The following is a 13050-nucleotide window of genomic DNA, read 5'->3' as shown; positions in this document are numbered from 1 at the left end:
ACATTATATTTCGTCACTAGTTAATAAAGTAACGCCACGTTGTTTTAAATCTAATATGGCTGTGTTATATACTTCCTTAGAGATATAACGTGTTGCATCTGTAATATAATAGGTTTTAAAGCCTAAATGTTGTGCATCTTTAGCTGTAAAGTACACACAATAATCGGCTGCAAGTCCACAAACATACACTTCTGAAACGTCCATACTTTTTAAATAGCCTTCTAAACCGGTGTGTTGGGTTTTATTATTATCAAAAAAAGCACTATAACTATCTACGTTTTTATGCATTCCTTTTCTAAAAATAGCAGCTACAGCATCAGTATTCAAATTTGAAGAAAATTTAGCTCCATTACTACCTTGCACACAATGATTGGGCCATAATACCTGATCTTGACCGTTTAATTGAATAAGTTCGAAGGCCGATTTATTTTTGTGATTGCTTGCAAAACTCGCATGATTTTCGGGATGCCAATCTTGCGATGCTACTACCAAATCAAACTTAGTTTGTATTTTATTTATTAATGGAATTATCTCATCTCCTTGAGCGACTGCAAGGGTTCCGCCAGGTAAAAAATCGTTTTGAATGTCTACAAGAATAAGTGCTTTCATTACGCTTCTAATTTATCTTTTTTTAACTGATCTCTAAGTTGTTCTAATTCCGGACTTAAGCCTACTTTATATACGTGAGGATTTGCAAAACGTTTATGCTCTACAGGTAATTTAGAAAGGTTTTCTTCTGCAATTTTAATTAACTCCGATAATGGTTTTTTTGTACGCACACGTTTTCCGTCACGCATTACATCGTGTAATAATGGTCTTACCGAGGTATATTCTATAGGCATACGTTTGTGTGTTTCAAAAGGGTGTGCCATAGATTTTGGCGCATCTAAATGCTCTAATGTAATAGCATCTGCTATATAGAGGCCGTCTTCATTCATATAACGATACACTTGTTTTTTTCCTGGAAAATTCATTTTTTTTAAATTTTCAGAAATTTTAATTCGTGGGGTATCGTTAAAACTACAAAGTTTGTATACACCATCTAAAGCGGCATTTTCCTTACCCACCACTAAATTAGTACCCACACCATAAATGTCTATTTGTGCTTCTTGTTCTTTTAAACTTCTAATTACGTGTTCGTCTAATTGATTGGATGCAGCAATTTTTACATAGTCTAAACCAGCGTCGTCTAATTGCTTTCTCGCAGCTTTAGAGATGTATGCTAAATCTCCACTATCTAAACGAATGCCAAGTAATTTTTCACCACGAGCTTCCATTTCTTTAGCGACAATAATAGCATTAGGAACACCTCTTTTTAAAGTATCGTAAGTATCTACTAAAAGCACACAGTTTACGGGTCTGGTTTCGGCAAAATCTCTAAATGCAGTTAGCTCATCGTCGTAACTTTGTATGTAGGCATGTGCCATAGTTCCAGAAACCGGAATATTAAATACTTTACCTGCTAGGACATTTGAAGTATAGTCGAATCCACCAATGTACGAAGCACGAGAAGCTTGTATTCCTGCAAAACCTTGTGCACGGCGTAAACCAAATTCTGCTAAACTTTTATCTTTTCCAGCAATAAACCTAATTCTACTAGCTTTAGTTGCTATTAAAGATTGAAAATTTAAACTGTTTAAAATAAAGGTTTCGATAATTTGACATTCAATAATAGATCCGGTAACAGTTAATATGGGGCTAAAAGGAAATATTACTTCACCTTCATCCATGCTTTGAATGTGCCCTGTAAATTTAAACTGTTTTAAATATTCTATATAATCTGAATTGAAACCTTGTGCGACTAAATACGCTATATCTTCTTCAGAAAAAGCAACAGTTTCTAGCCAATCTAAGACTTCTTCTAATCCTGAAAATAAGACGTAACCACCTTCAAAAGGGATTTTCCTAAAAAAATAATCGAAAGTAGCGCTTACTTTGTGTTTGCCTTTTAAAAAGTAAGCTTGCCCCATGGCAAGTTGATATAAATCTGTATATAGTGCTGAATTTAAATTCATTTTAAAATAATTTTATATAAAAATAACGCATGTTTTTTACAAATGTATAAACATGCGTTATTAATTATGATTTGCTTAAGTTTTTTAAGCTTAATGTGTGTTATTTTCTTTATTTACATCTGCCATTAAACCTTTAGGATCTATTTGTATTTGTTTAATATTCCCTTGTGTCGTATCAATAGTAAATGTATATGTAGGATATGCCCAAGCCCAATCTTTTAATTGTGTTCTAGGAGTTTCTGCTGGTTTTTCGCCTCGCATCATGGTTAACGGAATGTAGTATTGTTTTTTAGTTCCGTTTGTAAAAGTTACTTCAATATCTAAAGGCATTGGCATTAAGCCGATGCGCTCTAAAGTAACTTTAGTAGCACTTCCAGAATCTTCTACAGAGCTAATACCGTAATCTATGGTATTTGTGGTTTGTGTCCAATCTGTTAAATACCAATCTAATTCTAACCCAGATGTTTTTTCGGCAGAGCGTATAATATCTATAGGTCTTGGGTGTTTAAAAGAAAAATCTGTAAAGTATTTTTTAAGGGTCTTTTTTAGGTTGTCTTGTCCAATAACATAACCTAATTGAGACAAGAATACTTCTCCTTTATTATAAGCGGCTATACTATAAGCCATATTACAATCGTAACGGTCAGAATGTGTAGATTGTGGCTGTTCTTTACCAGATTTTACTAAATAATAATATCCACGATATGCCCCTTCTGAAGGGTTTGCTTTATTCTCATCCATAATTACATTCATGGCTTGATCGCTAATGTAACTGGTAAAACCTTCGTCCATCCATTCGTGTTTAGATTCGTTTGAAGCTAATAAGAATTGAAACCACGTATGTGCCATTTCGTGCGCTGTAACACCTACTAAACTACCAAATTTACGTTCTCCTGTAATAAGCGTACACATGGCGTATTCCATACCACCGTCTCCACCTTGTATGATAGAATATTGATCATAAGGGTACTGTCCAATTTCTGTACTAAAATACTGCATTAGTTCTACAGCTTTAGGTTGTAATTTTTTCCAGTTTTCAGCAATTTTTGGATTGTTTTTATAGAAAAAATGTAATACCGGACCGTTTGGTACTTCCATAATATCGTGTACATATTCTGGGTCTGCAGCCCAAGTAAAATCGTGTACGTTTGGAGCTATAAAATGCCAAGATAATTTATCCTTTTTAGTTTCTTTTACAGTTTCGGTTTCGTAACCATGTCCGATTTCGTTAGGGTTTTGTAAGTAACCTGTACCTCCAACAGTATAGTTTTTATCAATGTGTATAGTGACATCAAAATTTCCCCATACACCATGAAATTCTCTTCCTATATAAGGATCTGCATGCCAACCTTCAAAATCATATTCAGCTAATTTTGGGTACCATTGTGTCATAGATAATGCTACACCTTCTTTATTATTTCTTCCAGAACGACGAATTTGAAGAGGTACTTGTGCATCAAAATCCATTTCAAAAATTACTTGATCCCCAGGTTGAATAGGTTTTTCTAATTTTACTTCAAGAATAGTTCCAACGGTTTCATACGAAATAGATTTACCATCTTGTTTAAGTGATTTTACATTAATGTAACCAATTTCATCTGGTTTTAAAGCTGCAATTCTACTCTTACCGTTTTCTACCATTCTGCCATCTGGATCTTCTATATTTTGTAAACGTGCATCCATTTCACTCCCTGGTTGGAAAGCATTTAAAAATAAATGATAGTATACACTTGTTAATACATCTGGTGAGTTGTTGGTATATACTAATTTTTGAACACCTTTATATTGATAGGTTTTAACATCCATATCGATATCCATGGTATAATCTACATGTTGTTGCCAATACGTAGGATCTGTGCTTGAACTACTATTTGTTTCTGTTATACTTTCTGTAGATTTACAAGAAGTAAGGAGAAAAAGTAATCCAAAAATAGAGTATAAAATTTGTTTCATATATGTGGGGGTTTTAAATAAAAAACCTCATCAAGTTTTGGTTGATGAGGTTAAATATACTAAGGGTTATTTATTTTAATTTTGAAGCTAAAATTAAAGCATTATAAGCATTTACCATTTTAGTAGATTTAGATAAATCTGCAAAAGGTTTTTTATTACTTGGGTCTCCAGATACTATCACGTCTATATTTACAGGTAAACCAGAATCCATTAAAACTTGCTTTACTTGGGTAGCAGATAATTTAGGATATTGCGAACGAATTAATGCTGCAACACCAGCTACAGCAGGAGCAGCCATAGAAGTACCACCTTTAGTGTCGTATTTATCGCTACCTGGAACAGTAGAATAAATTTTAGCACCTGGAGAAAATACATCTACATTAATTTTACCGTAGTTAGAGAAACCAGCAACCATTTCTGGTCCGTATTTAGGTTCTAGAGCTCCAACTGTTACAAAAGTATCTCCTACTTCTGGACCATTGTCTATTTGGTCGTTAGGGAAACAATTTTTAACATCTAAATCTTGACCTTCGTTACCAGCGGCGTTAACAAATAAAACATCGTTTTCACTTGCATATGCAATAGCATCTCTTACCCAGTCACTATGTGGTGAGTAGTATTTACCAAAACTTCCGTTAATAATTTGTGCACCATTATCTACCGCATAACGAATAGCTAATGCTATATCTTTATCGTACTCATCTCCATTAGGGACTGCTCTAATACTCATGATTTTTACATTATTTGCAACGCCATTTACACCTAAACCATTGTTACGTTCTGCAGCAATAATTCCGGCAACATGAGTTCCGTGACTTTCAGAATCTTTTACTGGCATAACGTTACCATTACCGTAACCAACATCTGTTAAATCGTCTGGATTGTCTCCTGTTTTTCTACCTTGAAATTTAATATTTAAATTGTAATTTAAACGTTCAGAAATACTTTCAAGACCATTGTTTAAATCTTTTTTAGCAGCATTTACATCTTCAAAACCAAGACCTAAGATATATTTTCCAATAGCAACTGCAGTAGATAAGGCTTCATCGTCTGCAGCTTCAATAGTTTCAATATCAGCTAAGTTATAATCAGACTTATTTAATTTAGCAGAGATTAATTCGTCTGCACCTTTTAATTGTTGTAATAACTGCTCGTATTGTGTTTTGTAGTTTATAAATTTAGCATATTCTTGGTCGTATTCTTTTTTAGCTCTTGCATAATCAGGATTAGATTCGTCCCCTGTAGCTAAAATTCTTACATATTCTAATTGTTCGTCGTAAGTATCTCCTAAAAAGTTCCACCCGTGTACATCGTCTACAAATCCGTTTTTATCGTCGTCTATACCGTTATTTGGAATTTCTTTTTCGTTAGTCCAAATAACACCATCTAAATCTTCGTGTTCAATATCAATTCCAGAATCAATAACGGCTACAATAACCGTTTTTCCTTCATTATTTTTAATAATTTCAGTGTAGGCTTTATCTACACTCATTCCTGGAATAGTATCTTGTATAAGATCTAAATGTCCCCAAGTATGTTTTTGAGTTTCTGTTAAAGGCGATACTTTTAAAGGTATGCTATCTATATTTTCGATAGGTGTTGAAAGTACTTTGGCACCTCCACCACAGCTTGTTAAAACAGTTGCTGCAATTGCAGAAAAAAGAATGGGTTTAATAATATTCATTTGTTGTTTAATAATGTTAATTAAAAATAGCGTTGCAGGTGTACGTATCTTTTAAACGTACGCCTTTTTCTGTATGTTTTAGAGTAATTATTTCGTTGTGAGCATCGTGCTCCAAAAATAGGTAATAATTATTGTCGGCAGCAAGATTTAAAAACTTTTCTTTTTCATTAAAAGTTAAGAGCGGTCGTGTATCGTACCCCATTACATAAGGTAGCGGGATATGTCCTACTGTAGGTAATAAATCGGCCATAAATACAATGGTTTTATCTTTGTATTTAAGCTGAGGAATCATTTGCTTATCGGTATGTCCATCTACAAATAAAATATCGAAACCCAATTCACTATTCTTTAGTAAATCATGTTCTGGGAGACTCGTAAATTTTAGTTGTCCACTGTCTTCAATAGGGATAATGTTTTCCTTAAAAAAAGAGGCTTTTTCTCTAGCATTGGGTTGTGTGGCCCATAACCAATGGTCTTTATTACTCCAGAAATGAGCATTTTTAAAAGCAGTCTCATACCCTGTTCTGTCTTTATTCCATTGAATACTACCACCAACATGGTCAAAATGTAAATGTGTTAAAAACACATCTGTAATATCGTCTCTATGAAAACCATATGATTTTAAAGATGCATCTATAGAATGATTTCCCCAGCAGTAATAATAACCAAAAAATTTATCAGATTGTTTATTACCCATTCCTGTATCTATTAAAATAAGCCTGTCTCCATCTTCAATTAGTAAAGACCTCGCTGCAATATCAATTAAATTATTAGCATCTGCAGGGTTTGTTTTTTGCCAAATTGTTTTAGGCACAACACCAAACATAGCCCCACCATCGAGTTTAAAATTTCCTGTTTCAATAGGATATAATTTCATGTTTATTAATTTTATGCTGTAAAGTTAAAAATAGTGTAGTAGTTTTAAGTAATTGTTATTTTTTATTGGGTGTTTTTTAACATAAAAAATAAACGAGCACTTTAAATAAACCAAAACTTTTATATCTTCACCTAAGAAAAAAAATGCATGTTAGAACTCGCCGGGATAATTATATTAGGGATATTAGCACAATGGGTAGCTTGGAAATTTAAAATTCCTGCCATTTTGCCTTTAATACTTATTGGATTATTGGTTGGCCCTATTGCGGCAGAATTTTTTTCTGAAGATGGATCTAAATGGATTGAACCCATTTGGAATGGGAGAGAAGGTTTATTTCCGGGTGAAAGTTTATTTTATTTTGTCTCTTTAGCTATTAGTATTATTTTATTTGAAGGTGGTTTAACGTTAAAATTAAACGAAATTAAAAACGTTGCACCTGCCATAACTAAACTTATTACTTTAGGATCTGCGGTTACTTTTTTTGGAGCAGCAATAGCAGCCCATTATACCTTTTATTTAAGTTGGGAAATTTCATTTTTATTTTCATCATTAATTATTGTTACAGGACCAACTGTAATTACGCCCATTTTAAGAAATATTCCATTACCAAAAGATGTCTCTGCGGTGTTAAAATGGGAAGGTATTTTAATAGATCCTATTGGGGCTTTAATTGCCGTATTGGTTTTTGAATTTATTAGTGTAGATGCTGGTGGAGAGTTTACAAAACGTGCCTTTATAGAATTTGGTAAAATTGTATTATTTGGGTTTACATTTGGGTTTACGTTTGCACATGCTTTAAATACTATAATTAATAAAAAATGGATTCCGCATTACTTACTTAATGTTTTTGCTTTAGCCTCTGTATTAGGAGTATTTGTGTTGTCCGATTCTTTTGCTCACGAGTCTGGTCTTTTAGCAGTTGTGGTAATGGGTATGGTTTTAGGAAATTCTAAATCGCCTTATTTAAAAGAGTTACTTTATTTTAAAGAATCGCTTAGTGTTTTATTAATTTCAATCTTATTTATATTATTAGCAGCTAATATTAATATAAGTGATCTATTACTTATTTACAATTGGAATACAGCAGTATTATTTGCTATTGTAGTATTTATAATTAGACCTATAGCTGTATTTTTAAGTACATATAAATCGTCTTTAAAATTAAAGGAAAAGTTATTTGTAAGTTGGGTAGGACCTCGTGGAATTGTTGCTGCAGGTATAGCTTCCTTATTTGGACTAAAGCTTGCTAAAAGTGGTATACAAGATGCAGAATATATTACACCTTTGGTGTTTATGATTGTGCTTGGAACGGTGCTTTTAAATGCCACAACAGCACGTGTCTTTGCTAAATTAATAGGAGTATTTTTGAAAAAATCTGAAGGTATTTTAATTGTAGGTGCTTCTAAATTATCGCGCTTAATTGGTCATTATTTAGAACAAAATGGAAGACATGTGGTTATGATAGATAGTAACCCATTAAACATTAAGAAGAGTGAAGAATTAGGTCTTGAAGCCATTAATACTAACATTTATTCTGATACGTTAATGGATAATATTGAATTGAATGATGTTGGATTTCTTATGGCTTTAACAGCAAGTTCAGACATTAATAAATACGCTATTAATAAGTTTAGTAAGCAATTTGGTGAAAATGGATCGTTTAGATTATTAACGGCTGATGAAATGAATAATGCAGATATAATTCCGCGTGAAGGCTTATTTTCTCAAACCGATGATTTTAATTCTTTAAGTGAAGTTACTCGTAAATATCCTGCGATTAATGAAATTGAAATAAAAGACAAAACACATTTTATAAACTTGTTAAATATTAGTGATTCAGATCCAGATATTATTCCAATTTTTGTTAAAAACCATAAAGGTATTTTAGATATTATTTCTTCTTCAAATAAAGATAAACATACTATAGAACCTGGTTATATTTTAGTGTATTTAGGAAAACCTTTCGATGTCGAGAACATGTAATTTTTTTACTTTTAAAAAGAATATAAACGCTCATGAATAATCTTCATGAGCGTTTTTTATATGTTTAAATTGTATGTAATTACATAAGATGTATTTCTGTAAAATTTTTATCTACAATTAATTCAAAATTAGTTTTTACCTCGTTTAAATTTGGTAAATCAATGGCTACATTATCAACTTCAATTTTTGAAATAGAGAAAGGGAGTCCTATAAATTTCAATTTAAATCGTGTATAAGGCGTTATAAATTTGCCTGTGGTATGTTGCTGTATAATTAACTCGTTGGCCTTGCCATTAAGCTTAAACTTGCTTAAACTATAACGTCCTTTTGTGTAATCATAGCCATCATGTATGTCGTCAAATAATAAAGATTGTGCTTTACCTAATTTATAATGTACTTCTAAGACTACTTCATCAATTTCCTTTTCACCCACATATAGTTGTACCGGATATTTAGGAATAATACTTCCAGCTTTAATAAAAATAGGCATCGTATCTAGATCTGTATCTATCCAAATTTCTCGTCCGCCTTTAATAAGTTCTTTAGTCCAGAAGTTATACCATTTTCCGCGAGGTATATACATACGGCGTCCTTTAGAATTTGGTTCTAAAATGGGGCACACTAAAATGTCGTTTCCGTACATAAATTCGTCTGTACGATAATGGGTTTGAATATCGTCTTGATCGTAAAGTACAAGCGATTTTAATATGGGAATACCTTCATCTAAATATTGCCAAAAAGCAGTATATAAATAGGGGAGAAGTTGGTAGCGTAATTCTATAAAACTACGTACAATATCTGTTACTTCGTCACCAAACATCCAGGGTTCTTGTTCGCCATGATCTCCAGAAGAATGTGTTCTACAAAACGGATGAAACACACCTAACTGAATCCATCGTGCGTACAACTCGCCATTAGGTTGTTCTGCAAACCCTCCAATATCACTGCCTATAAAAGAAAATCCGGAAAGCGACATACGTTGTGCTTGTACATTGGCAATCCATAAATGTTCCCAAGATGCAATATTATCTCCGGTCCAAGACGAACTGTAACGTTGTGTTCCTGAATAGGCCGCTCTTGTAATAACAAACGGACGCTTAGGATATGCAAATTTCTTTAGTCCATGGTAAGTTGCTCTGGCCATTTGCATGCCATATACATTATGTGCTTTTCTATGGCTACATGGGTTTCCTTCGTAATCGTGACGTACATCGTCTGGAAACGTTTTATTTGGAACTTCCATTACAGCAGGCTCGTTCATGTCGTTCCAAACGCCTCTTACACCTATATCTTCTACCAGTTCTTTAAATAAATCAGACCACCAGTCTCTAACTTCTGCTTTAGTAAAATCTGGAAAATAGCATTGTCCTGGCCAAACTTTTCCTTTCATATATGGACCATCTGCACGTTTACAGAAATAATCTTTATCTAAAGCTTCCTGAAACACATGATAATCAGGATCTATTTTAATTCCTGGATCTATAATGACAATGGTTTTAAATCCCTCGTCTGCTAGTTCTTTAACTATACGTTTTGGGTCTGGAAAATAGTCTTTGTTCCAGGTAAAACATCGAAATCCCTCCATATAATCTATATCTAAATAAATGGCATCGCATGGTATGTTTAGCTCTCTAAATTTAGATGTAATTTCTTTAACTTTATTTTCTGGATAATAGCTCCATTTACATTGGTGATAGCCTAAAGACCATAATGCTGGCAATTGATGAGGTTTTCCAGTTAAATCGGTGTAATTTGCAACTACATCTGTCATTTTCGGACCATACATAAAGTAGTAATTCATTTCTCCTCCGTAAGCCCAGAAACTCGTTATATTTTTGCGTTCGTGTGCAAAATCAAAACAGGATTTAAAAGAATTATCGAAAAATATACCATAAGATTTTCCGTGATGTAAACCTGTATAAAACGGAATAGCCTTGTATAAAGGATCTGTATATTTACCAAAAGCAAAGGAGTCTGACACCCAATTTTCAAAACGCTTTCCTTTTAAATTTAAATGATCGGGTTTGTCTCCTAAACCGTAATAACTTTCGCCATCATTAGAGACTTTACTCATTTTTACAATGTTTCCCCCAAAGTCGTAACTTTCTTCCCAATGGTAACCAATCTCATCTTCACAAATTAAGGAGAAGTCTAAACTATCGAAAATAGATATTTTTAAGTTGCTTTTATTAATATTACATATCAGTTTAGATGTAGTTACAATGTAATACTGATCGGTTTCTGTAACTTCTAAATGATTGTATCCGGTTTTGGCATATTTTGTAATGGCATACGAAAAATCGTTTTCAAAATTAACAAAAGATGCATATCGAAAACGTAAAATACTATCGCGAACGATAGTAAGTTGTAAGCTTACACCGTTTTCTGTTTTAAAAAGTAAGGTATTAATATTTTTTTCGTAGAAAACAATATGATTTGGATATTGATTTCCCTTGTGTTCTAATTCTGTATTTATAATCATAGTATATCAATTAGAATGGTATAAAATCTGAAGTAAACTTCAGAGCGCCATCCATACCATGTATTAAAAATACAATTACTTATAATACATGGTATTTTCTTTTAGAACTAAAATTAAACATAATACAAAATAATGTGTTTATTTATATTTAAAAATAGCAATGGCTAAAGGTGGTACTGTTATAGAGGCTTTAAATGGTTTGTTATTCCAAGTTTCTTTTTCAATTTTTATGGTTTTGCTATTTAAAACACCACTACCACCAAATGTGGTATTATCACTGTTAAAAACTTCTATTAATCGTCCAATTCTGGGTACACCAATATTATAATTTTTGTGACTATTAGGTGTAAAATTACATACAACTATAAGGTCGTTTTCTGAATTATGTCCTTTTCTAATGTAAGATATAACTGCGTTTTGATGATCGTCGTAACTTATCCATTCAAATCCTTCTTGGCTAAATCCTTTTTCATATAAAGCCGGCGTATTTTTATATAATGTGTTTAATGTTTTAACATACGCTTTGGTGTGTATATGCGGATTAAATTCTAGCAAATTCCAATCTAAACTACTTAACGAATTCCACTCGTTGTACTGCCCAAATTCAGAACCCATAAATAACAGTTTAGTTCCGGGATGTGTATACATATATCCGTAAAGCAATCTTAGGTTAGCAAAACGTTGCCATTCGTCTCCTGGCATTCTACCGAGTACAGAATTTTTTCCGTATACTACTTCATCATGGGAAATTGGAAGCATAAAATGTTCTGAAAATGCGTATGCTAAACTAAAGGTAATATCGTTTTGGTGGTAACTTCTATATATAGGATCTTTTTTAAAATAGCCTAAAGTATCGTGCATCCAACCCATCATCCATTTCATTCCAAAGCCTAATCCACCAAATTCAACTTTATTGGTAACACCAGTATAAGCTGTAGATTCTTCTGCTATAGTTTGTACGCCATCACACATGGAATATATGGCTTGATTACATTCTTTTAAGAATGAGACGGCTTCAAGATTTTCGTTACTGCCGTAAATATTTGGTTCCCATTCGCCATCTTCTCTAGAATAATCTAAATAAATCATAGATGCTACGGCATCTACTCGTAAAGCATCTACATGATAATTTTGTAACCAATATATGGCATTACTTATTAAAAATGAACGAACTTCTGGACGGTCGTAATTAAATATTAAACTTTTCCAATCTTGGTGGTATCCTTTTCTAGGGTCTGGATGCTCGTATAAATTAGATCCATCAAAATAGCCTAAACCATGAGCATCTGACGGGAAATGGGAGGGAACCCAATCTAAAATTACTCCAATATCTGCTTGGTGAAAGGCATCTATAAGTTGCATAAATTCTTGAGGTGTACCAAATCGTGATGTAGGAGCAAAGTATCCTGTAATTTGATAGCCCCATGAGGGATCGTAAGGATATTCCATAATAGGCATAAACTCTACATGAGTAAAATTCATGTCTTTTACATAGTTTACTAAAGTTTTAGAAAGTTCTTTATAGGTTAAAAAACAATCTTCTTCAACATTACGCATCCAAGATCCTAAATGTACTTCGTAAACCGCATAAGGTTTGTCTAAGTTATTTTTGTCTTTACGGTAAGACATCCAACTTTTATCTTTCCATTTATAATCTGAATGGTCCCAAACTATAGATGCAGTTTTAGGGGGCTGTTCACAACGTATCCCGTAAGGATCTGCTTTTTCTGTTTTTATATCGTTATTATGGCTAGTAATAGCATATTTATAGAGACTACCCTTACCAATATTTGGGATAAAGCCTTCCCAAATTCCGCTAGAATCCCAACGCACATAAAGCGGATGCTCTTCAGAGTTCCAGTAATTAAAATCTCCAATAACTGAAACTGATTTTGCGCTTGGAGCCCAAACTGCAAAATAAGTGCCTTTTTCACCTTCGCAGGTTATTAAATGAGATCCAAATTTTTCGAATAAATTATAATGTTTTCCAGATTTAAATAAATTAATATCAAAATCTGAAAATAAGCTAAACGGTATAACCTTTGCCATAGTTGTT

General features: G+C 32.9%; 8 protein-coding genes. 1 reads left to right on the top strand and 7 read right to left on the bottom strand.

Annotation, left to right across the window (positions count from 1 at the left end):
* Positions 1 to 3: 3 nt before the first annotated feature.
* The 5 genes from pncA to FNB79_RS04030 all read right to left on the bottom strand — a co-directional run bounded on the left by pncA (position 4) and on the right by FNB79_RS04030 (position 6529).
* Positions 4 to 609 carry a bifunctional nicotinamidase/pyrazinamidase gene (gene pncA, locus FNB79_RS04050; protein ID WP_143380087.1) on the bottom strand — a complete coding sequence of 202 codons (606 nt, stop codon included), beginning with the start codon at positions 607 to 609 and terminating at the stop codon, positions 4 to 6.
* On the bottom strand, positions 609 to 2015 hold the full coding sequence (locus tag FNB79_RS04045; RefSeq protein ID WP_143380086.1) for a nicotinate phosphoribosyltransferase: 1407 nt from the start codon (positions 2013 to 2015) through the stop codon (positions 609 to 611). Before FNB79_RS04045 ends, pncA begins: the two co-directional genes overlap by 1 nt.
* 90 nt (positions 2016 to 2105) lie before the next feature.
* Complete coding sequence (locus FNB79_RS04040) at positions 2106 to 3968, bottom strand: M1 family metallopeptidase (RefSeq protein ID WP_143380085.1); 1863 nt, start codon at positions 3966 to 3968, stop codon at positions 2106 to 2108.
* A gap of 70 nt (positions 3969 to 4038) precedes the next feature.
* A complete protein-coding gene (locus tag FNB79_RS04035) occupies positions 4039 to 5652 on the bottom strand; it encodes a S8 family peptidase (protein ID WP_143380084.1) in 1614 nt (537 codons plus the stop codon).
* Positions 5653 to 5668: 16 nt separating this feature from the next.
* The gene (locus FNB79_RS04030) at positions 5669 to 6529 is read right to left on the bottom strand and encodes an MBL fold metallo-hydrolase (protein WP_143380083.1); all 861 of its coding nucleotides are present in this window, start codon (positions 6527 to 6529) and stop codon (positions 5669 to 5671) included.
* Between the two features lie 147 nt (positions 6530 to 6676).
* Between FNB79_RS04030 and FNB79_RS04025 the strand changes: the two genes are divergently transcribed.
* Positions 6677 to 8512, top strand: a complete 1836-nt coding sequence (locus FNB79_RS04025) for a cation:proton antiporter (RefSeq protein ID WP_143380082.1) — start codon at positions 6677 to 6679, stop codon at positions 8510 to 8512.
* Between the two features lie 79 nt (positions 8513 to 8591).
* Here FNB79_RS04025 and FNB79_RS04020 read toward each other — a convergent pair whose 3' ends face one another.
* Both FNB79_RS04020 and glgB read right to left on the bottom strand, forming a co-directional pair.
* Entirely contained in the window at positions 8592 to 10994 is a 2403-nt protein-coding gene (locus FNB79_RS04020) for a glycoside hydrolase family 31 protein (protein WP_143380081.1), read from the bottom strand.
* 138 nt (positions 10995 to 11132) lie between these two features.
* Entirely contained in the window at positions 11133 to 13043 is a 1911-nt protein-coding gene (gene glgB, locus FNB79_RS04015) for a 1,4-alpha-glucan branching protein GlgB (protein ID WP_143380080.1), read from the bottom strand.
* Positions 13044 to 13050 lie beyond the last annotated feature (7 nt).

Origin of the sequence: Formosa sediminum (assembly GCF_007197735.1) — a bacterium.
Lineage (GTDB): Bacteria > Bacteroidota > Bacteroidia > Flavobacteriales > Flavobacteriaceae > Formosa > Formosa sediminum.
The sequence above is the reverse complement of the archived record's forward strand: the minus strand, read 5'-3'. Positions and strand labels throughout refer to the sequence as shown.